The following is a 23,639-nucleotide window of genomic DNA, read 5'->3' on the forward strand; positions in this document are numbered from 1 at the left end:
TTTTCTTGTGGGGTGGGCATCCTGCCCGCCCAGAACGGGCAAGATGCCCGTTCCACAAAGAGTGAGTTTTCTTGTGGGGTGGGCATCCTGCCCGCCCAGAACGGGCAAGATGCCCGTTCCACAAAGAGTGAGTTTTCTTGTGGAACAGGCATCTTGCCTGTTCCTAAGCAAGTAATTGAGAAGGGTGTCAGATGTGAATTAAAACCGACGGCAATTGTGAAGCAATCCGATAAAGGAGAGTTTAGCGGTGAGTGGGGGATTGAAACCTCCCGCCCTGGATTGAACAAGTCCAAGGCATTTTGGATTAGAACTATTGCTTGCGGCATTTTGACTGTGGGTTTATTTAGTTGCGCTCAAACCCAGACCAATAGCCTCTCTCCAGAGGCAGATGCTAAACCCAAGGTAGTCGCTACCAGCACAATTATTGAGGATTTGACCGATCGACTAGCGGGTGGCGAAGTTCAGTTAACAGGCATTTTGCAGCCGGGAACCGATCCTCACGTTTACGAACCGGTGCCAAAAGATTCTCAAGCTTTAGAAGAAGCCAACTTAATTTTGTATAACGGTTACAATTTGGAACCGGGATTAATTAGGATGATGAATGCCGCCGGAATTAAGGCGCGGAAATTAGCAGTGGGGGAAGTTGTCAAGCCTTTGCTACTGAATAAAGAAGGCAATACCGTACCCGATCCGCACGTTTGGGGAAATGTGGAAAATGTAGTTCAAATGGTGGAAGCAATTCGGGATGCGCTAATCGAACTGTCGCCGGAAGATCGGGAGAAGTTTACCCAGAATGCTGTGAAACTTACTGAAGAGTTAAAACGTTTGGATAGTTGGATCGAACAAGAGATTAAAACTATTCCCGAAAAGCAGCGCAAATTAGTCACAAGTCACGATGCTTTTCAATATTACAGCCGCGCCTACGGATTGGGAGAGGCTAACAGTTTGATCGGGATTAGTACCGAGGAACAGCCGAGCGCTCAAACCGTGCAAAAGTTAGTAGAATCGGTGAAAGCTGCGCGAGTGCCTGCTATTTTTGGGGAGACGACAATTAACCCACAACTAATTAAAACAGTGGCGGAGGAAGCGGGGGTGAAATTGGCGGCGCAGCAACTTTATTCGGATTCGATTGGGGCGCCCGGAAGCGAGGGCGATTCTTATGTGAAAATGATGTCGGCTAATACTCGCGCCATCGTCGAAGCTTTGGGGGGGAAATACACGCCGTTTGAAGTTAGCAAGTAGCAAGTAGGGTGCCCCGGAAGAGTTTTATTTTCTCTGCGGGGTGACAGCTAGCTGATAGCCGTTTCCAACAAGAATAGACCTCTTGCAAAAGTCCTTTTCATAAATTTATTGGACGGGCAAGATGCCCCTCCCACAAGAAAAAATAACTCTTGTGGGATGGGCATCTTGCCCGTCCTAGTTATTTTTGCAAGAGGTCTAATGCAACTGTAGGTAAACTCCAAACCCCAATAGTCATCCTTGATTCCCAATCTAAAATCTAAAATCTAAAATCTAAAATCGTCTGACGCACCTACAATTTTCAGTTTACCTGCTTTGACAAAATTAAATTAAGCACGTTCAACTCGTTGGAACTTAAAAGATATTTATCTGTAAAAATCTTTTCTCGACTTTGCTCTAAACTGTAGCTTCTAAACACGATAAATGGAAATTCTTGATACTTGTGCCCGATCGGCATTACACTATCTACAGGGTAGATCGATCGCACATAAGCCGACAAAATATCCCGAAACCGCCTGTCTTCTGGTTCTTCCAGCTTACTGTCAGCAAAATACTCCTGCATTTCCTCCCCGCTAACGAATGCAAACAGCGGTATGGCATAATAGCGATCGAACTGCTGACTCTGCTCTTCAAAATACTGAGTTTTCTCCACATCGCTGTTGAGAAATTGCAAAAGCTCGATCGCACCTCCTGTTATAGCCGATATTACATTCTCCGGGGACGAATCGCTATCCCTAATTTGACACATTTTGTGCAGCAACTTCTTCTCTAGACATTGCTTAATTTCTCGATGAAGTGGCATCTGGTATGTTTCTACCAAATTTTGCTTAGCTAGAGGTACGAGCAACAAACTACCGCAAACATGACCGAGTTCTAAATTATCATAGCTCAACAAACCATCAAGAGGATTGCACTTTTCCAAAAATTTACGATTAAAATCCTCCCGCATTTCCAGATAGGAATCGCCCTTTTGACGAGACTTATCAAAATTTTTCAAAAGAAACTCCCCGCGACTCAAAAGCTGTTCCAGACTCGTATAAACCTCCTTAAACAACATATTTCCTCGCTGGCTCTCGCTCTTTAATGTCTTAATTAGAGCCGCCATTTTGCTGCTAAAAGTATCCCCGACTGCGGAAACCGACTTACCGCCAATCGGAATCATCAAAAACTTATCCCTACCCAAATATCCATATCCCACAATCCGCGTCATCACCGCAGTCTTCAGAATTAGCAGTAAATTCAACAAACTCAACTTGCTTTCTTGTAAAGAAAGTTCCGCATCATCAGCGTAATAAACTGCTGTATCAGACAGATAAAAAACCAATTCCTTATCTTCACCATCAAGGGTTTTACCGTTGTCATATTCTCCGCGTCCCCGATAAATCACCTGTATCACTTCCATGAGATTTTTCTCAATCTGAAAGCGGGGAATATCAACTAAAATATGCTTAGTTTTCGGGAAAGATAAGCCGCGACTTCCCGATGCAGTCATAAAAATTACTTTAGCTGTATTTTTGCACTTTTGTATTTGCTCCTTCTCCTCTTCCGAGATATTCGCGTGGACTTCCAGATAATCGGTATAGCGATTAAATTCTCGTTCTTTTTTAATTTTTTCAATTAATTCGGCCAATCTTTGCTTGTTCTGAATGTATACTATAATTTGTTCTACACCTGGGATTGCTAATCGCTGATTGATATCCTCAATTATTTCAGACTGTACCCGTTTTACCAAATCATAATTTAGTTTTAAAGAAATATCTTCAGTGAATTTAACAGCTTCTACAAACACCTTGTAAGTTATCTCTAAACTGCTAGCAGGATAGGAATTCGTATTGATAAGTTTAGCAGCTAATCGTTTAAATCCAAAAGGAATAACTTGTAAAGGCGGGATTTCCTCAGAAGTTTTTGGGAGCTTTTTGAAATAGATTTTATCCGGTTCCGGCGAGGTATCATCGAGGTGTTGTTTAATCACATCCGGGTCAACAATCGAAGCATCGGCTACAATAATTTTAGTATTAAAACCGTGTTTTGGGTTGTGCAAGTCATATTTGTTAAGCAGCCTACCAATTCCATGCAAAAACTCAACGCCGCCGTCGTCTCCAGTAATTTCATCGATCATAATGAAAATGTGTTTGATGCGGCTGGAGATTTCTTGCATTTTAGGAGAAATGACTGCTTTTTCCCCCTTGTTGTAAGCATCTTGAAATATTTTCTCTAAATGCTGGAGAGTATTTTTTCCGGTTTCTGTCACCTTTAAAGACTGAATGGAAACGGTAGCCACGATATTGTTCGATGTTTTACGATTGATGAGCGAATATATTCCCTCACAAACGCTATTTAGCACTCCATGCTTTTTGCCTATCCTAGGTTTGATTACGGTTTCTCCCTTCCTTTCAAGTTGCGGGTGGTGATATTCCTTCCGCTGCATTTCTGCCCTGTTGTTGATGAAGTGGACACTTTTTTGTTGAAAATTTTCGTGATGATTATTTGCGACGTAGTTGACGGTACATTGTCCAAAATTGCTGTCTATAGTATCGGAACTTGAGTTAATGCAAAATAAGCGATTGTCGCACAGCAAACCAGTCTTTTGGTCTCGAAATTTATCGATGATATCTAAGTTGACTTGCTTGCGGGGACTGACGTAAAAAAACAAGAAACCGTCGTTTATATGGGTTTTGAGGAAATCTGCGATCGCAGTTGTTTTCCCAATTCCCGGATTCCCCGTCAAAAAGATATAAGTTTCATCAGATTGCAGTGCTTTGACAATCAATTGAGCGTGAGCATTTCTCAGATGTAATCCGCGATCGATTTGCAAATCATCGGCCAGTTTATCTGATATAATATCTATGGAATTAACAAAATTATCGATCCGCTCTGTATTACGTACAGGTGTAGAACTTTTGCCAATCGTCAACAAATCGCTGACAAACTTTTTGCCATTTTGAAAACTGCGAGCTGCGTTGAGTTGAATCGTATCTAAAACATCGCCGCGAGCATCGTTAATCTCTTTATTTTTCGCTTCCTGCTGGTAGATTTTGGCACAATTCGCCAAGATGTCAATTTTATCACTGCGGAGGGAAATGGCGCTAATTGTGCGATCGCTATAACCGACAACATTCAACAACACCTCAGCACCATCAGGAATAATACCAGTTGTTTGCAAAAAACCGTAGAAGCTGTGAGCGTAGCTACCCGCCTGAATCAACTTAGCGCTTTCCTTATCCTTATACTTAAAAGCCGTAAAATAGCGGTTTAAACCCTCCGAAAAGTCAATACCTAAAGTGCTAGTATCGATTCGCAGATTAGAAAAAACACTTTTCGATCGCAAATAGCTAATTTCTCTGAGCAAAGACTTCCGCATCACCTCTATTTCGTTGAGATTATCGACTTTTTCCGAAGTCAACGGAGGAGTAAACACAGACAAATCAACGCACAGAATTCTAAAATCCTTACCATTTTGCAACAAAATCAGGGTATCAGCTTGCAAAAACTCGCCTTTTTTCTTGTAGCGGCGGATGTAGGAGTTAATCTCATCGTCTGAGAAATTAAGTTGCGCTGTTTCAAACTGAGATAATACCTTCTTAAACGCTTTAAAAACTTCTGTCTCATCGTCATTATGGGTTCTAATACTGTTAGCACAACTCAAACTGCACTGAAAATACGAGATTTGCGATAACCTTAAAGTCCAGCCCGTAGATGTGAGGTACTCCCGGAAGAAATTCAACCCACCAATAAAGCCTTTTTGGACAAAAAATAGACTCCACTTCTCAACAATTTTAGCATCCAAACTACCGAGGAGATTAGCTTCCCTAGTTATTTCCGCCATCATCTTTGGCAATTCTAGTTTCTGTAAATCGAGACGGTAGGAATCTCCGAAATTGTGAGCTATATTTTCACGCTGAATATACGCCAGAATCCCTATATTAAATCCCACCTCAAACAGCCGTCCCAAATCTTCACCAATCATGATTAATACCTCCCTCATCCACATTCAAGACTTCTCTTACCTTATTCAAAAATGCCAGGGAATTAAAATCCGCACTACCGCCAGCATGACTAAATACAGACAAAGCACCCACCGATTCATCGCCAATAATTCGCTCGTAGGGGTCAAGTTTTAAACTAATATTGTGACGAGCTTCATACCGAGAAAAGTGGAATATTGTTAGATAATGTAGCAAAGTATTTTTGATTGCACCATCATAAATCAAACCTTCACGAATATCTTGATCGTCTAGGATACCTTGATAGATATTCAACAGAGTCGAGTAGGAAATGACACCGTTATAAAAGTTCTTTTCCTCCCTGACTCTAATTCCGTTAAACAAGTTGAAAAACATCACAGCTTGCTGACTGGTATCTGCAAACAAGCTTTCAAGCTCCATTGCATCCTGAATGTAAAAGGATTTTCCCTTATCGCCTAGGAAACTGCGGACATAGTATTTATCAAAAAATATCGGATAAATCTTGATATCTCGCCTCTCTCCCTTCAAAGTTCGGAGCAATTTTTTTGACATAAAAGACAATTCCTCGTCTTCCTCAGTCTTGGTAATATGTAGCGTACTCATGTAAGGTGCTTGCGAAATATATGCGAAATTCCGATATCCTTGCTGATAAAGCTGACTCATTGCATCTTCAAGGATTAACGGCTCAGAATAAAGACGGCTGACACTGTAATTCTCGGAAAGTGTTTTCAGCATTTCGACTTGAATTGTACTGTCATCTAGACGATTGATTCCGACAATTTCTCCGATTAAGCAGGCTTGTCTTTGGAAGCGGTTTTGATTGCTTCTTTTCGCATCACTATCTCGGCTGGAAACGACAATAATTGCCAATTTATCCAACTCAGGGGCTAGCTGTACATTATCATCGAATCGAAACTTTTTAGGAAGGATTGAATACAGGGAACTCAAACCGTTACGAATTGTGTAAGCATTGGGCGTTTTTCTAATCCGAAATCCTTGAGAAGTTGAGCGTTGTTTTTCACTCAAAATATGAGACAATGTTTTAGAAAGGTTAGCCATAAACACTTCTGACGGCGAAGGGTGATTGTGGTCGCCTTCGTGGAGCCTCACCATCGGAATAAACAAGTTGTCCGCAGCACTTTCGAGCAATATCCTCAGACAGATATAGGACAGCAGCAACATGGTAAACTTATACACAAAAATTGCTGCAGGTTGTAAACCTTTATCGCCGCAGTCTAGTCGTCTATCGTCATAGGGAAACACAACTAATTTGGTCTGAAAATGTTTTTCGTAGATTTCTCTAGAGCGAGGGGCTTTAGGTGCAGAAAGTACAGGCAAAACATCGACACCTTTGATATTGTATTCCATGCTAAAATTTTGGCGTTCATCAGTTGGGAAATACCGGACATCTTCGATGCTGATATTGACGGGTAGCTGACAAATAGATTTTTCATCGACACTAGGTTCTTTGACGGTAATATAATGAAGCGTTTGCTTGTAATTTCGCTCCATAATGTCATTAAAAAATTTACCATTCGTCAAAATATTGTCAATATCTTCTACCAGACCGATTTTGAGGTTTACGTGTCGCGTTTCTGTGCGGGTTGGTAAAATTGTTTGACGCTCCAGAAAGCCTTTTAGCATTCTTCTCAGATGCGTAATTTTGTGTTTTATGTTAAACTGATTAAGCCCTTTAATAAAGTTGCGAAAAAGCTCTTTTTTTTGCTCATCGTTAGAACCTTGCAAAACGGGCAAGACTCTTTGTTCAAATAGGGCTCTAGGCTGATGATTTAGTTCAGATTCCGGGTCGTAATTTTGTGCTAGTGGGTCATTGCGGGAAGCCAGCACAAAATAGTAGAGCAATGCTATTTTTAACAGTTTGCGGACGAAGGTTTCGGGATTAGAATCCTCATCAAATTCTGCTTGATGTTCTTCACTGTCGGGATTTAGCAGGTTCAGATAATACTCAAATACATCTTTTCCACCGCGCGCTTGAACTGAGTTATCAAATTTGATTTTGAGGCCAAAGATAAACTTACGCTCGTTACGATAATTGTCCGTACTTTCTCCCAAGTAACCTGATACAATAGGAATAATTGGCAGTGTATCTAAAAATTCAGAACGGGCAAATATCTCGCGATAATTAACTCGAACACCAGCATAATTAACTTCGTACTCGCCATCGGATTTAGTTGGGTCGTTGATGTATTCTTCTATCAATCTGAGGCGGCGAATTAAGTCTTCTAAATAGATGATGCCTACAGTATCTGTGCTGCTTGCGCGGATGTGTTCGAGCAGATACTCTAAGTAAGTAATCTTAGCTTCTTTTTGAATTTTGCCGAGAGTTTCTTTGTCTACCAGTCGGATTAATTTGTGAAAGTCCGAGTCCGGATTTTTAACCATCTCATCAAGACGGTGGTTAAGGTCTTCTTTCTCACTGCTAGTCTCGGCATTTTCATTGATATAGTTTTGCAAACCCTGCTTGAGTTCTTGTTCAAAAATATCTGTATTTCGGACGGTAACGGTCAATTTATGCAATTTTAAAGCTGCATGGCTTCCAGTACCTCGGCTTTCCAAAGTTAGCCTTTCTTTTTCTAAAGAAGGGTGGCGGGTGCCAAAATCGTATTTAAAGCCTAACTCTTGGCCTCTTCCCAGAAAAGAGGGTGAGTCTAATGGACTAATCAAACTAGCGACAAACCTTTCAATAGAAGTATTTTGTGGCAGTTTAAATTCTAATTGCCGCAGCAAACACTGTTGAATTTGTCTAACTTGACTGCCAAAACGCTCCTCAATTTCCGGCGGTAAGTTAACAGTAGCAGAATGTGCTTGACGTTCCCCAGAACCCAGGGGTTGCCGCACTCGCTTGTTGGCAACATCCGCAGCAATGGTGTCAATATCAATTAGCAAGCGGCTGTTGTCTTCTGATACGCTAAACGGGTTTTTAGATTGCAAAACCTCTAAAATATTGTCCAGCAAATCGCCATAGTCAACTGGAACTAAATCGCTGTCATCCAATCTTAAGATGTTCACCCTGTTAACCCCTTCAAAAAGCTTGAATCCACTCTTTCACATCGTACTCAGTCCAAACCCCATTTACCCAATAAGGATCGGCTTCCACCAATTGTCGCACGGCAGCCTCATCTTCCGCTTCGTAAATTGCAAAAACTTTTGTTAAATCTTTTGTAGGCCCGATCGTACTTAACACACCCGATTCCTTCTGCTTAGCCAATCCAGCTAAATGAGCGTCTCGAAACGGAGCGCGTTTTTCGAGAACGTCTTCGCAGTAACTTCCCCACATCACATATTTGGTCACGGTTTTGAGCCTTAGATTAATTTGTTTAAAAGTTATTGTACAATAAGAGTAAGAGGATTTAACTAAAATTTTAAGAATAAGATTAATGAACCGCAGAGAGCGCAGAGGGCGCAGAGGAAGAGGGGAAAGAGAGAGGTTTGTTAGATAGGAGGAGAAATTTATTACTTTAATGGTTGGGGAGATGTTGCGGCCATTGGTGTCAATTTAATTAACGTTATAAATTGAGTCCGGCAGGGGTTGAAACCCCCGCCTCAAAGCTGAAGTCCTCTTGCATAGGACTGAAGAGTTCATTAGTTAGCAATTATGCACTTTAGACGGTTTTATTGCAAGAATTTGAGATTCTTCGCTTTGCTCAAAATGGCAAATTTACCTTCTCATCCGTAAGTCTTGTTAGTCCTCTTAAGAGGACTTTAGCTTTGAGCCAGGGAATTCATTCCCTGGCGGTTTCCATTGGTGAGTAGCGGCCTCTTTAGCTTCTCAAACTAACGCCGAATTTCTCAACTAAAACATCGCGCACTTTTTGTTGGGCCGGTTCGACATCGGTTTCGCTCAAAGTTCGATCGCCCGCGCGGTAAACTAACCGAAAAGCCAAACTCCGCTGTCCCGCAGGTACGTTATCCCCCCGATATTCGTCGAACAGTTCCACGGAATCCAGCAAACTACCGGCCGCCTTTTTCATCGCACTCTGCATCTCAACAACCGGAACTTCAACCGGTGCAAAAAATGCAATGTCTCTGTCAGAAGCGGGGAAACTCGAATAACCCGCGAACTTGCGAGTTAAGTTGTTCGATCGCCCTAATTCACCCAACAGCACCGCTAAATCTAATTGAAACACGTAAACCTGCTCAGGCAAATCCTTTTCTTGCTGCAATTGCGGGTGCAATTGTCCGAAAATTCCTAAATGTTTCCCGTTTAACGATAACGCAGCGGTGCGGCCAGGATGCAGCCTTGTGGGGCGGGCATCTTGCCCGCCACTAATAGGATAAACATCCTGTTTACCATCATCTTGTCGATATTCCACCGACAAACCCAACTCTTGAAATGCGCTTTCCAAAACCCCCTTGGCTTCAAACCAAGTCAAAGGTCGATCGCGCCCGGACTGCTGCCATTTCCACACAGTCGGATCGCCGCCGATAATCCCCGCAACTGCATCGGCTTCCTTCATTGCATCCCCATCTTTCCAGAAAATGCGGCCGACTTCAAAACCGTTGAGTGCCCCATTTCCCTGTTCCAAATTGTACTGGAAAGCATCAATCAAACCCGACAGCATTTCTGTCCGCAAAGCTGAATACTCCACAAACAGCGGATTTGCCAGCACAACCTGATTATCTCCCTCAGTTTTCACTAAAGAATAGTGCATCAGTTCCGTCAACCCGGCCGCCCGAAAAGCCGATCGCACATTCCGAATTGCCGCATATTCTGGTGACAGATAACCGGGTTCCGTTTTGCTGGGCAAAGTATCGCAGAAATTGTCATAACCGTGGAGTCTGGCAACTTCTTCAATTAAGTCAATTTCCCTTTCTAAATCTCGGTAGCGGTAAGGAGGAACAGTTATCGCAAACACCCGTTCTTTTTCCGTTGGAACAACTTCGCATCCCAAAGCTGTGAGAATGTTTTTCACCTCTTCCGGTTCCAGATATTTAGAACCGCCCGTTTGTCCTCTTTTCAACTGCCCCAAAACCAGATTTACTCGGTCTAAACGCAATTCGAGCGATCGCGAAAAACTCAAATCATCGCCGGAACTCGCCGTTTTCTGCACCGTCGCAGTGCCTCCAGCCAACTCCAAAATTAGGGCTACAGCGCGGTTGCAGGCCGTCGTCAATGCCGCCTGATTCACCCCCCGTTCGTAGCGGATCGAAGCCTCGCTCCGCAAGCCTTGAGCGCGCGCAGAACGGCGAATCGTTGCCTGGTCAAAAATCGCGGCTTCCAAAACTAAATTTTGCGTTCCTTCGTGAACTTCCGTGTCTTCGCCGCCCATTACTCCAGCTAAGGCAACAGGTTTGTCGCTAGCAGTAATTAACAGATTTTGTGCTTGCAAATTGCGGTTTTGTCCGTCCAAAGTTTTGAAGGATTCGCCTGTTTTGGCAAAGCGGACGGCGATGCTGATATCTTGAGTACCCGTGAAAGATTGTAGGCGATCGCGATCGAAAGCGTGCAGCGGTTGTCCCCATTCCAATAAAATGTAATTAGTCACGTCAACTACATTATTAATTGGCCGCACTCCCGCCGCCTGCAACCGCTGCTGCAACCAAGCTGGAGAAGCAGCAATTTTTACACCTTCAATTGCCGTGCCGATGTAAATCGGGCATCCTTGCGCTTGGGATATTTCTACTGCCAAAGCAGGACTTTCTTTGCCCTCAATCGCCACACCATTCGCTTCGGGAATTCTCAAACTCGCCCCAGTCAGCGCCGCCACTTCCCGCGCTACACCCACCATGCTCAAAGCGTCAGCACGGTTGGCAGTTGCTGTCAAGTCTAAAATCACATCGTCTAAACCCAAAAGTGGGCGAATATCGCTGCCCAATTCGGGATTTTCTAACTCGAAAATGTGAATGCCGGCTGACTCTTTAGATAGTCCCAATTCCGCCAGAGAGCAAATCATTCCTTCGGAAGGAACGCCCCGCAATTTAGCCGGTTTAATCTTTAAATCAATAGTCGATAAAAAAGTTCCGACAACAGCGACAGGCACGTAAATGTCTGCCCTAGCGTTGGGTGCGCCGCAAACAATATTCAAAGCTTGTGAAGAACCGACATCCACTTGACAAACTCTCAATTTGTCTGCATTCGGATGCTGTTCGCAGGCGATGATTTTGCCCAAAACTACACCGCTTGCCCACGGGCGGCGGTCTTCGATTTCTTCAACTTCAAAGCCTGCCATTGTCAGGGTTTCGGCTAATTCTTCTGGGGATATCGCCACATCCACCAATTCCCGGAGCCACTTTAGAGAAATACGCATAATTTAGTCAGTAGTTAGTTGTCAGTAGTTAGTTGTCAGTAGTTAGTTGTCCGTTGTCCGCCCCGGCGAACTTCGACTGTGTAGCCTGAGCATAAATTATCGGACACTTATACCACATTAGTTTATTTTTGTCAACACATTTTTGTGATTGACGCAAAAACGAGCGATGAGTCCAAAGGTCACTAATTGGTGACAAATTAGTAACATTCTCAAAATAGAATGAGGTATGCTAGAAGTATCTGACAGGACAAAGAGCATCTAAATTTAGCTCAATAGCTTTCATCTCCGCACTCTATCCGATCGAGGATGAGTGGCGGGATAAAAGCCCGCCCATCAAGGGGGTTCGAGGCCCCGTAGATGGACAATTATTTTTTATTTCAAGACTAACTTTCAAGCATGGTATAATTATGGCATGATTACAGCATATAAATACAAATTACGTCCTAACTCATGGCAAGCCAATCAATTTGATGAGTGGCTTAATTTGTTGCGGATGCAGTATAACTATAGGCTGTCAGAGCGTTTTAACTGGTATGAGTCCACTCGTTGCCCTCTCGATTCATGCTCTCTGGTATCATGCAGTATTGCTCCCATACTCGAACAGCCAGATTATTACTGGCAAAAGCGAGACTTACTCAATACCAAAAAGCTATTTCCTGAGTACAGACAGATTCATTCTCAGGTATTGCAGAATTGTGTTGAGAAAGTTAAAAAAGCTTTTGATCGATATATCAAGGCTGACAAAACTGGTCAGCGTTCTGGCAAGCCAAGATTTAAAGGGAAAGGTAGATATCACAGTTTCACCTATAGCCAGATGAAACAGGACTGCATCAAAGGTAATCGCATCACTTTACCGAAAATTGGTGACGTGAAGATTATCTTGCACCGTCCTATTCCCGATGGATTTAAAATCAAAACTGTTCAGATTGTCAAAGCTGCGGATGGTTACTATGTCACCTTGACTTTACAAGATGTCACCGTGCCAACCCTACGCTATGATATCAATCTCGATCGTGCAGTTGGTATTGATATGGGACTCAAGGATTTCTTGATAACCAGTGATGCTGATACTGTAACCATTCCTCAGTTTGCTAGAAAAGCCCAAAAGGATAAAAAACTGCGAAATAAATCTGTCTCTCGCAAAAAGAAAGGCAGTAATCGCCGACGAAAAGCTGTTAAACGTCTTGCTAAACATCATCAAAAAGTGGCAAGGCAACGCAGAGACTTTCATTGCAAGACTGCAAAGCGATTACTAGACAAATACGACCTAATTGGCTTTGAAGATTTGAATGTCAAAAGTTTGGCTAGAACTAGGATGGCAAAGTCAATCCTAGATGCTGGTTGGAGTGAATTCCTATCTATTCTGGTTTGTAAGGCTGAAAGTGCTGGCAAATTGGCTATAGCTGTGAATCCAAATGGCACTACCCAAAATTGTTCTAGTTGTGGTACTCGCATCCCTAAAACTATTGCCGACAGATGGCATAGTTGCCCAGTCTGCGGTCTTGAACTAGATAGGGATGTGAATGCTGCAATTAATGTCAAGAATATTGCTGTCGGGCGGACAGTGATTAAAGCTCAGCGTGCTTCCGATGCAGATGCAGGATTAGCTGAGAAGCCCACCCTATACTCGTCCGCGAGTTAGGGTTGGGAGTCGTCACCAAGTCTTTAAACTATCTTCAAGGATAATCTACCGAAAAAACTCACAGCAGCGAGATAATCAAAATAGGGAAAAGATATCGGCCTAATAGACTTAGGTGCAATTCCAATTCGCAACCGGACGCACGGCCCGCCGGCAAATGATAGATCAGTATTTCTACCAGAAGCAGGAACAGGCAATTTGTGCGTCGATCGACGCTGACAAGATCAGAACAACATAGGCAAACTCAATCAACATGAGCTACTGCGTAAATCCGGGCTGTCCCCATCCTCAAAACCCTGCTGACTCTATTCTTCAGTGTCAGACTTGCGGTGCGCGGTTATTGCTGCGCGCTCGCTACCGAGTCATTGAACCGTTAGGACAAGGAGGTTTTGGAGCTACATTTCTGGCAAAAGACATCTCATTGCCCGGTCAACCGAGTTGTGTAGTCAAACAACTGCGACCCAGTAGTTCGTCGCCGCGAGTTTTAGAAATGGCGCGGGAATTATTCAAGCGAGAGGCGAAAACCCTCGGCCAACTGGGCGACCACCCGCAAGTACCGAGGCTGCTAGACTATTTTGAAACGGAACAGCAATTTTACTTAGTTCAAGAGTATGTTAAAGGCTCGACATTGAAACAAGAAGTCAAGCACTCAGGCCGTTTCAACGAATCGGATGTTAAAAATTTTCTATTAGAAATTCTGCCAGTAGTGCAATATATCCACAGCCAAGGAGTAATTCACCGAGACATCAAACCGGCAAATATTATTCGCCGAGTTCAAGACGGCCACTTAGTTCTGATTGACTTCGGAGCGGTAAAAGACCAAGTTAGCCAAACAATATTATTAGACCCCGCCGACCAAAGCGCCAACACGAAATTTTCAGTCGGCACATTTAGTTTTGCTCCCCCGGAACAAATGGCGCTGCGGCCGATATTTGCCAGCGACATCTACGCGGTGGGGATGACTTGCTTGTACTTGCTGACAGGAAAATCGCCCAAGGATTTAGATTTTGATGGAGTAACCGGCGAAATTGTTTGGCAACCCCACGTTCAGGTAAGCCCAAATTTTGCGCGGATTCTCGAAAAAATGCTGAAGCCGATGGTTGGCCACCGCTTCCAATCGGCAGCAGATGTGCTCAGAGCTCTCTCTGGCGAATTTGAAGACCCAAGTCTTGTCGATGGCTTGGCAACTCAATTCAACGGCTCTTCTCGTGCAGTTGAAGAACCGACAATATTTAATGACGAGGGTTCTTCGTGGTCACGGCCTGAGAGCAAAATTAATCAAGATTTACGATCGAACCACACGCGCACTGGTAGAACTTCCTTCACCCAATCCGGGCAGACGGGGATGCAGCCGAGAGTTTCCCGGACTCTGGCTGAGTCAGGCAGAACTTTCGGAACGGTTGGACATTCTAGCGGCAATTTAGCAGCGTCAAAGGTATCGAAAGTTGCTCCTAAATGGGACACCAACAGCTTGCGAGCGGCATATTTTAAAGGCAAGCGCGATTTTGCTGACTGCGAACTGTCTGGCCTACAACTGCAAAAATTGCAGTTAGCGGGAAGTAATTTTTATCAGGCTAGGTTGGTGAAGGCAAATTTGCAAGGAGCGGATTTGTCGGGGGCGAATTTGGGTCACGCCCGGTTAATTCAGGCGAATTTGCGAGATGCGAACTTGACTGAGGCTTATTGCAGCACTGCCAATTTTGAAGGGGCGGATTTCCGAGGTGCTGACTTGACGGGGGCTTATTTGACTAAGGCGAATTTGCGGGGTGCAAATTTGTGCGGGGCGAATCTTACCAACGCTACAGTTTCTGATGAACAACTGGCAATGGCAAAGACCAATTGGCTTACTGTTAAGCCGGATGGCAAGCGGAGTTTTGGATTTTAATAAGTCATCAGTCATCAGTCATCAGTCATTAGTCATTAGTCAGAAGAGGGAAGATGAAAAATGCTCCCACTCTCGCACTCTCCCACTCTCCCTCTCTCCCCCTCTCCCACTCTCCCACTCCCCCAGTCAGGTGAGTCGTCAGGAGGAAGCTCGATCGCCGATCGGCCGCCTAAATTAAAAACTAGGAATGGAGGATTCGATCGCACCTAAACATGAAACTGCTCAACCGCCGCACTCGAACGCTTCTGTACACCGGCATCCTGGCGCTGGCCTACTTTGTTACCGGAAAACTCGCAGCGTCGATGCTGGGACTGGTGAAAGCCGAAGCCTCCCCCGTGTGGCCTCCCGCCGGTATTGCTCTAGCGGCACTGCTACTGCAAGGGCGAGGGATGTGGCCGGGAATTGTCCTCGGTTCGGTGCTGTTAAACTCTACCGGCGGTGTACCGTCGGCTGTTATTGCCACATCGGCCTGTAGCGTCACCCTGCAAGCGCTGGCTGGAGAGGCTTTACTGACTTGGAGCGGATTTTCTACCAAACTCGATCGACTGCGAGATGTTCTGGCTTTAGTAGCAGGCGCTGTCATCGGGTCTACTTTACTAGGCTCTATCCTCGGCAACTTGGGCACGTGCATTTTTGGTTGGGCTCAGTGGAGCAATTTCTCTCGCAACTGGTGGACTACGTGGCTCGGAGACGGCATGGGAATTTTGATTGTCACGCCCGTGCTGCTGACTTTGAACCACGCCGTTAACAGTTTTAAATTTCCACTAAAACTGAGATGTTTCATTATTCTCAATTACTTGTTTAGGGACAGGCAAGATGCCTGTTCCACAAGAGATGAATTTTCTTGTGGAACAGGCATCTTGCCTGTTCTTGATAAGGGTGTAAGAGGTGAGAGACAATCTCGGATTATTTCAAGTTTAAAACCATTTTTTAACTGGCAAAATTATCAATCAAAAGTTACCAATTATCCCAGGAGATTTCCTGCACCTGAAAACCGCTATAATCTTCTATTTTTAATCATTAATTATTCAGAAATAGCGCTGTGGCTGACTCTCTTGCTGAGCGTGAGCTGGCTGTTTTTTTGCTCAAAAACACAAGCGCCGATCGCTCAGTATCCGCTGGAGTATCTGCCTTTTCCTCTGATAGTTTGGGCTGCCCTGCGGTTTCAACCGGCGGGAGCGATTTTTGCTTATTCGATCGTTTCTTACATCGCGATTTGGGGAGCAGTACAGGGAGGCGGCCCGTTTTTGGCCAAAAGCGATAATCTCAAACAGGCGGTTTTATTTTTACAAGCTTTTACCGGTACGATCGCCCTTGTGGCTCTGATGTTGGCCGCCGCCGTAGCAGAACGCCAGCAAGCGCTGGTGGAGGTGCGCCGCACGGCCGCCATGCTGCGCGCTCGCGAAGCTAGTTTAGCCAACGCTCAGCGCATCGCTCACTTGGGAAATTGGGATTTAAATTGCGCCGCCCTCCCAGCAACTGACAACTGCGAAGAATCCGCAGAACATCATATATCCAATATCGAATTGCGGTGGTCAAACGAACTTTACCGCCTCTTGGGTTTTGCTCCTGGAACTGTCAAACCGACACCATCCGTTTTTTTGCAAGCTGTACATCCAGAAGACCGAGAATTAGTGGCCCGATCGCAGCGCCAAGCTATGTTGCAGCGCCAAGCCTATTGCATTAACTACCGAATTGTGCTGGCAGATGGCTCCGAACGCACTGTCTGCGAACAGTCGGCAATTGAGTCAGGGGCGATCGCCGCCACAGTCCAAGACGTTACCGAACGCCACCGCGCGGAAACCGCTTTGCGGGCGTCCTCCGATCGCGATCGCTTGCTCTCAGAAATCGCCCTGCGAATTCGCAACTCCCTCGACCTCGAAGAAATTCTCAATACTACTGTTGCCGAAGTCCGGCAATTTTTCAAGGCAGACCGCGCTTTCATCGGTATTGTGGACGCGGAGGGGGTAAATCTTCCTAGCCCGGTGTACGGTAAGGTTGTAGCCGAGTCTGTCGGAAGCCAATGCCGTTCTATTCTCGGGTGGGTGCTCGCTGACGAGGATCACCTCAAAAACTTGAGAACGTTTTATGCCAGCAACCGCGTCCGAGCAGTCTCCGATACTGCTAGTGTTCCAATCACGGATGCAGTTGCCAAATACTATAGCGACTATCAAATTCGTGCGACGTTAAATGTGCCGATCTTCCTGGGGGATGAATTGTTCGGGATCTTGGCCGTCAACCAGTGTTCGGGGCCCCGCCAGTGGCAGGAATTTGAAATTGATTTGTTGGAAAAACTCGCTACCCAAGTGGCGATCGCTCTACAGCAAGCCCAACTTTTGCAGCAGGTAAAAGCTCTCAATGCCAACTTGGAATCTCAAGTCGAGGAACGCACCCACCAACTACAGCAAAAAATGCACGAGTTGCAAGAAAGCAACCGCCTGAAAGACCTATTTTTGCACGCAGTTTCTCACAACCTCCGCACTCCTGTTATGGGAATGTTAATACTGCTAAAAAATTTGCTCAACAAATCGCCTTCTGACTCTCTACAAGATGTTCCGGTTTCTCGATCGATTTTGCAGCGCATCGTTCAGGCCAGCGAACACCAGTTGACTATGGTTAATACCCTGCTCGACGCTCACGCTAGCGAGGTCAAAGGGATTGTTCTCAATACTGTACCGCTGCATTTGCCGTCTTTAGCTTCAGCCATTGTTACCGATTTAGAACCGATGCTGGCCAAAAATCAAGCAACTTTGACGTTTGATATTCCGGCGGATTTGCCACAAGTCAATGCCGATCGCCAACACTTGCAGCGGGTGCTAGAAAATCTGTTGACTAATGCTATTAAACACAATCCTCCGGGAGTCAATATCACTTTTAAAGCCGAGGTAATTGAAGTTGAAACAGCGCTAAGTGATGAAGAAAATTCCCAGGCTTTAAGAGCGCCAAATAATCAGCTTGCTCGCTGTATCGCTAACGGGATATCTGCTGCGGGCGATCGTCCTGGGATGGGCGAAACAACCCAGAAAAATCAGGAAACCCTGGCCAAATTCAACCTCGACGGCAGTTGCAAAATGCCCCGGTATCAGGGTCAAATTGGCAATATCGGCAGCAAATTGCCGGGTGTCACCGTAAAAATGGTTCGCTGTACTGTAACAGATAATGGAGTGGGAATCAGCGCCAAACAGCGGGAATCTCTGTTTGAACTTTACGTTCAAGACCCTAATAGCCGACAATTAACAGGGCTGGGTTTGGGATTGTACCTCTCCAAGCAAATTATCAAAGCTCACGGCGGCTTCATTGGCGTCGAAAGCACTCCCAGCGGTGGTTCGACTTTCTGGTTTTCACTACCTGCTGTCAACTCGGACGATCGATCTTTCTCAATCTAAAATCTAAAATCTAAAATCTAAAATGGTATGAGCTATTTGGGCAATGCAAAATCAGTTCAGGCGTTAGCGGTTTACGAGGTGTGGCGCGATCGCTTCCTCCGAGATCGGCTGCGCCCTGCTGTCGGAATTGCCATCTTTTTTGCCTTCACAATAACGGTCTATTTTCTGGGCGAAAGATTCTTCGCTCGCCAGGAGTTTGAAAGTGTTTATTTGTACACGAGCGCTGCTGTAGAATTGGGTTTGTTGACCTGTTTTGTGTTGCAAAAAACCTCCTTCGGACAGCGCTATCCCGGTTTGCTATTTTTGGGCTTTTCGTGGTCGCTGACGGTGGTTGTACAGCTTGGGCTAGCTGTCGCACAAGCCGGGGAATTACCAGTTTTTACCTGGAGTTTAGCGTTTCTGATCCAAGCTACGCTGATGCCCGTCCGCTGGCGCCTCCACCTGATTTCTCAACTCGGCGTTTTGTTTTGCCACGTCGGGATAAATTTGGTTTTAAATCTAAGTTTTGCTAAGTATACTCCTTTTAAGTTGACCGGGTTGTACATATATTTGTTTTGGTTTTGTTTGATTTGCGACTTGTCGGTTTATTGGTACGAATGTCTGCAACGGAAAGAGTTTAGTACCAGGCGTGAGTTGGAATCTGCTTACCAGCAGTTGGAGGCGGCGGAGGCGAAGTACCGCAGCATTTTTGAGAATGCGGGCGAGGGGATTTTTCAAAGCACTCCCGATGGCCGTTATATTACTGCAAATCCAGCTTTGGCGCGGATTTACGGCTGCGATTCCCCGGAAGAAGTGACGGCAAAGTTTACTGATATCGATCGGCAGTTGTACGTCGATCCGGCTCGCAGAAATGAGTTTTTGCGATCGATCGAGGAAAGCGGCAGGGTATCGGATTTTGAATCTAAAATTTACCGCTGTGACGGCAGTATTGTCTGGATTTCTGAGAAGGCGCGGGCGGTACGGGACAGCAGCGGCGCCGTGCTTTATTATGAGGGTTTAATTGAGGATATCACGCAGCGCAAACAGGCACAAGAATCGCTGCGGCTTTTTATCCACGCTCTTTCTCACGACTTGCGAAACCCGGTGGCGGGAATGTTAATGGTGCTGAAAAATTGGCAGACGAAAACGGGGGATTCGATCGCAATTCCCCGTTCTGTTTTGGATCGGATGATTCAAGGTAGCGAGCAGCAATTGCGCTTGATAAATTCGCTGTTGGAAGTTCACGCCGGGGAATTGCGCGGTTTGGTTCTGCACTGCGAATCGGTTAACTTGAGGGCGATAGTTCAAGCTGCTGCGACCGATTTGGAGCCTTTAATGAATGAGGGTAAAGCTAGTTTTAAAAATTTGGTGCCGGATGATTTGCCAGCCGTGAATGCTGACAAAACTCAGTTGTGGCGCGTGTTATCTAATTTAATAGCTAATGCTTTGAAACACAATTTTCCGGGACTGAATTTAACAGTTTCGGCTCAAGTAATCAAGGCGGGGAAATTAACTATAAATCAAAGGAGAGCCAAACAAGACATCGACAAATTACCGATTACCAATCCACAATCCCCCATTACCAATCCCCAATCCCCAATCCTCAATCCCGGAAGTAGGATGATTTACTGTACCGTGGAAGATGACGGGGCGGGAATATTGCCGGAACAGTGCGAACATCTTTTTGACCTTTACGTTAGGGGTTATGAATCCCGACACTCCGTCGGTTTGGGTTTGGGTCTATATCTTTGTCGGCAAATTATTGGTGCTCACGGCGGCCAAATTGGGGTAATTAGCACTCCCGGTGCTGGGGCAAGTTTTTGGTTTACTTTGCCGCTGGCTGAGAATTTGCGGTGATTTTTTTTGTATGTTTAATTACATTAAATCTAGCAATCGTGCCATATATTAAGAACGTTCTTAATTGCGGAAACCCTTGCGAAATATGTTTCTGCCTTCTTGCTTCTTGCTGCGGCTATACTTGTGTTGTGCCGTCGCAGGTGCTTTTTGAGTGGTTCAAGCCAAATCAGTAGATCGGACTATTTCGAGCGGACTATTGATATTAATTTAAAACCGTGGTATACTTTTCCAAATGTTTTTAAAGGAAAAATAAATCTCAGATATTCACCTTTTCTTTAGAAACATCATTTAATCTAGAAAATCTCTAAAACTAGATAAAAAATATGCAATTTATGTTTATCGAGCAAAGCTCAGAAAATACAGCTAAGTACGATGCAGCTAAATATAACGAGCGGTCGTTCTCCACTTTAATTCGGACGCTCCGTCTTTCCCAAGGTTACTTTTCTTTCGTTTTAGTCAACTGCAACTCGCTGGCTTTGCGGCAGCAAATAGTCGATCGCCTGCAAGTAAATTGTCCCGTGAAACCGCAGCAACTGTTTTTGCCCAAATCTGCTACAACTCTCTACAGGACAATCGCAGCAGAAATAGACGGGGAACAGCCTCCAGCTTTAATGCTCCTCGGTTTGGAATCAGTAGAGGCGATCGATCGATTGCTCGTTTCTACCAACCTACTATGCAGCGAATTCAGCAAAACCTTTTCGTTTCCCCTCGTCTTTTGGGTGACGGATGAACTTCTGAGAAAAATCATTCGCACCGCCCCCGATTTATACAATCGGATGACGACAATTAGATTTATCAGTAATTAGTAATCAGCCCATCGATTTTAGATTTTAGATTTTAGATTTTTAACAGTCAACAGCCCATCGATTTTAGATTTGAGATTTTAGATTTGAGATTTTTAACAGTCAACAGCCCATCGATTTTAGATTTTAGATTTTAGATTTTAGATTTTTAACAGTCAACACTCAACAGTCAGCAGTCAACAGTCAACAGTCAACAGTCAACAGCCAACTGTCAACACTCAAGTGTTAAATTCCGCTTCCCAAATCAGGACTAATTCTCGCGCCGCCGCAGTTCCCTCAGCAGGAAAACTTGCCAAAAAGTCTTTATCCGCCCCCACGTCGTAAGGCCCTTCCTTAAACTCCAAAATCACAGTATCCGGTGTCAAAGCTACTAACGTGTGAATAGTGCCCTCTGGCAGTTCGACAGCGCGAGTCGGGCCGGCGGCGCTGACTCGCAAGGAGCGCAGGATTTGACCGTTTTCGTTCAAAATAACAATACCCACTTCTCCTTGAATCACCACAAAAAACTCAAAACCGTTAACAGCAGGCGGGCGCAGGTGTTGGTGAGGGCGGACGTAAGTGCCCGGTTGCAGCACGTTGACAAACCGCTGCACCTTTTCAGACAAATCATGGAAATTATAATTTTGTCGCTGGCGGGGACTGCGCCGGGAGGAAGCGGCAACTTCGTCTAGCAATTCTTGCGTCAGCAATTTGATCGGAGGGGACTGCACAACAGATATCCTGTATTTAAGAGTTTTTGACACTCTTCGGGCTAAAGCCACGGAGATTCTTAAGACTTAAGTCTTAAATGCGCTGTCAAATCGCATCTACACGCTCGAAACAACTACTGGCACGAGAAGTATTGCTGTTGCGCTTACTTTTATTTTTAGATTGCTTTCTGATTCCATCAATAATCCAGTTAGGTACGCTCAACGACTCACTATTACGTGTTTGGACAGGCTCGGCATTGCCGAGTAGCGATCCAACCCAGGAGTTTCACCTTATGAAATCGTTTCAACACGTAGATGGTTGTTCTTACTTGCCTGTCTAAATTCTAAGCTAAAGTTTAGAATTTATTAGATATTTTAACAAAGTTTTATAATTAAAGCCGTCCTAGAAAGACGGGGCTTCAAACCCAATTTTTTGGTGAACAAATGGGCTAGTCTGGGATCATCGTTATCAGCATCTCTTGACACATGGAAATCGCAACTCAGGTGCGTATCACTAAGGCAATGCGTTTGTCAAGTATCTTTAGAAAAAGTATTAGCCCGATCGCCCTTTCGACTATTCTAGTCTGCGCCAGTAGCGTTTCTGCGTCTGAACCGACGGCGGCACTGTTGGTTCAGCAGGAATTCTCACAGCAGCAACTTAAAGAAGAAATTCACGATCGAGTTCAAGAAGAAGTTGACATTGCTTTCGGGCGCACGGCGGTATTGCTTAACGGGCTGATAATTGCCCTAACTTTGTTTCCGACAGCAGCCGGAGTCGGGGTGTGGTTTCTGTTGAGAAAATTGTCCAAGCAGACAACAATTGCTCGCCAAGAAATTGAAAGTCTTCATTACGATACAATCTCTCAATTAAAACTATTAATTTCCGACGCTGAAAGTATCTTAGGCGAAATTCAACACCAAAGTCACCCGGCCGAGGCAGAAACAGACCTTTTATTCCCCGATGCCCAAATTCAAGAATTTGCTCCGGTTAACTACGGCAATTACCAACAGCTATTGACGGCGGGCGACTATGCTAAACAGGGAGATGCTTGTTTCTTTGAAAATCGTTATCAAGATGCGATCGCCGCTTACGATCGGGCCCTGCAAATTCAGCCGGATTTAGCCGATACTTGGAATAACCGAGGAGTAGTGCTGACGAGAATGCAGCGGTATCCAGAGGCGATCGCCTCTTACGAACAAGCTACTACAATTCGCCCGAATTATCCCGATGCTTGGAACAATCGAGGCGTGGTATTGTTGGAGTTGCAGAAGTACCAGGAGGCGATCGGCTGTTACGAACAAGCAATTCAAGCCAAACCCGATTATGCCGATGCTTGGAACAACCGAGGCGTTGCTTTTTCCAAAATGCAGGAGTACGAACAGGCAGTAATTTCTTACAATCAAGCCCTACAAATTAAAAATGATTATACTGACGCTTGGAACAATCGAGGCGTTGCACTCTCCAAATTGCAAAAATACGAAGATGCGATCGCTTCCTACGACAATGCGGCTAAAATCCGACCTGACTTTTACAGAATTTGGTACAACAAAGCCCGATGTTATGCACTACAAGGTAAAATTGAATTAGCCATTGAAAATTTAAAGCGCGCCCTCAATCTCAATCCGAATGTGTGTAAAGAGTTGGCAAAAAGCGAAGCTGATTTGGAGAAGATTCGCGAACACGATGCGTTCAAGCAGTTGATTAATTGAGCGGAACTAAGGAGATGAGTGGGAAAATACATACAGTGTATTCCAGGTTTATGAAGTGTAGGGACAAAGGTTTTCCCCTTTTACCTACGGGGATAGAAAGATAGGCGGGGGTACTTCATAAGCGTGGAATCTGCTGTCATACCATTAGTGACAAGTTAAGGTGAGGGGTAAATTGTCAAGGGGGTATTTACATTGGTTAAAAAATAGATAAAACTCAG

Annotated in this window: 13 protein-coding genes; 8 read left to right on the top strand and 5 right to left on the bottom strand. The window is 44.8% G+C overall.

Translation table 11 applies throughout. From position 1 onward, the window contains the following. The coding region (locus tag QUB16_RS25295; RefSeq protein ID WP_445251163.1) for a metal ABC transporter substrate-binding protein at positions 1–1,242 on the top strand (1,242 nt) is incomplete at its 5' end. A gap of 298 nt (positions 1,243–1,540) precedes the next feature. On the opposite strand, the gene QUB16_RS25300 is transcribed toward QUB16_RS25295, so the two are convergent. The 4 genes from QUB16_RS25300 to pheT all read right to left on the bottom strand — a co-directional run bounded on the left by QUB16_RS25300 (position 1,541) and on the right by pheT (position 11,473). Beyond that, positions 1,541–5,206, bottom strand: coding sequence for a helicase-related protein (locus QUB16_RS25300; RefSeq protein WP_333320396.1), 3,666 nt, complete (start codon positions 5,204–5,206; stop codon positions 1,541–1,543). Next, the gene (locus tag QUB16_RS25305; protein ID WP_333320398.1) at positions 5,196–8,234 is read right to left on the bottom strand and encodes a hypothetical protein; all 3,039 of its coding nucleotides are present in this window, start codon (positions 8,232–8,234) and stop codon (positions 5,196–5,198) included. The genes QUB16_RS25300 and QUB16_RS25305 overlap by 11 nt, the downstream gene beginning before the upstream one ends. Positions 8,235–8,247: 13 nt before the next feature. Then, positions 8,248–8,517 (bottom strand): YciI family protein, encoded by a 270-nt coding sequence (locus tag QUB16_RS25310; RefSeq protein ID WP_190741349.1) that lies wholly within the window; start codon positions 8,515–8,517, stop codon positions 8,248–8,250. Positions 8,518–8,986: 469 nt separating this feature from the next. Then, positions 8,987–11,473, bottom strand: a complete 2,487-nt coding sequence (pheT, locus tag QUB16_RS25315) for a phenylalanine--tRNA ligase subunit beta (RefSeq protein WP_333320400.1) — start codon at positions 11,471–11,473, stop codon at positions 8,987–8,989. 412 nt (positions 11,474–11,885) lie between these two features. On the opposite strand from pheT, the gene QUB16_RS25320 reads away from it, so the two are divergent. The 6 genes from QUB16_RS25320 to QUB16_RS25345 all read left to right on the top strand — a co-directional run bounded on the left by QUB16_RS25320 (position 11,886) and on the right by QUB16_RS25345 (position 21,025). Continuing rightward, on the top strand, positions 11,886–13,115 hold the full coding sequence (locus QUB16_RS25320; protein ID WP_333320401.1) for a transposase: 1,230 nt from the start codon (positions 11,886–11,888) through the stop codon (positions 13,113–13,115). Positions 13,116–13,365: 250 nt separating this feature from the next. Next, on the top strand, positions 13,366–14,997 hold the full coding sequence (locus tag QUB16_RS25325) for a serine/threonine-protein kinase (RefSeq protein ID WP_333320403.1): 1,632 nt from the start codon (positions 13,366–13,368) through the stop codon (positions 14,995–14,997). Between the two features lie 60 nt (positions 14,998–15,057). After that, positions 15,058–15,207, top strand: coding sequence for a hypothetical protein (locus QUB16_RS25330; RefSeq protein WP_333320405.1), 150 nt, complete (start codon positions 15,058–15,060; stop codon positions 15,205–15,207). A gap of 2 nt (positions 15,208–15,209) precedes the next feature. Further along, positions 15,210–18,383 carry an MASE1 domain-containing protein gene (locus QUB16_RS25335; protein ID WP_333320407.1) on the top strand — a complete coding sequence of 1,058 codons (3,174 nt, stop codon included), beginning with the start codon at positions 15,210–15,212 and terminating at the stop codon, positions 18,381–18,383. Between the two features lie 27 nt (positions 18,384–18,410). Further along, positions 18,411–20,219, top strand: coding sequence for a PAS domain-containing sensor histidine kinase (locus QUB16_RS25340; protein ID WP_333320409.1), 1,809 nt, complete (start codon positions 18,411–18,413; stop codon positions 20,217–20,219). A gap of 323 nt (positions 20,220–20,542) precedes the next feature. Next, complete coding sequence (locus QUB16_RS25345; RefSeq protein ID WP_333320411.1) at positions 20,543–21,025, top strand: hypothetical protein; 483 nt, start codon at positions 20,543–20,545, stop codon at positions 21,023–21,025. A 215-nt stretch (positions 21,026–21,240) separates the two neighbouring features. Here the strand turns inward: QUB16_RS25345 and QUB16_RS25350 are convergent, their stop codons facing one another. Continuing rightward, entirely contained in the window at positions 21,241–21,732 is a 492-nt protein-coding gene (locus QUB16_RS25350; protein WP_333320413.1) for a WbuC family cupin fold metalloprotein, read from the bottom strand. 465 nt (positions 21,733–22,197) lie between these two features. Between QUB16_RS25350 and QUB16_RS25355 the strand changes: the two genes are divergently transcribed. Continuing rightward, complete coding sequence (locus QUB16_RS25355; RefSeq protein ID WP_333320415.1) at positions 22,198–23,421, top strand: tetratricopeptide repeat protein; 1,224 nt, start codon at positions 22,198–22,200, stop codon at positions 23,419–23,421. The last annotated feature ends 218 nt before the right edge of the window (positions 23,422–23,639 follow it).

The sequence above is a fragment of the Microcoleus sp. D3_18a_C4 genome, assembly GCF_036702415.1.
Taxonomy (GTDB): domain Bacteria; phylum Cyanobacteriota; class Cyanobacteriia; order Cyanobacteriales; family Microcoleaceae; genus Microcoleus.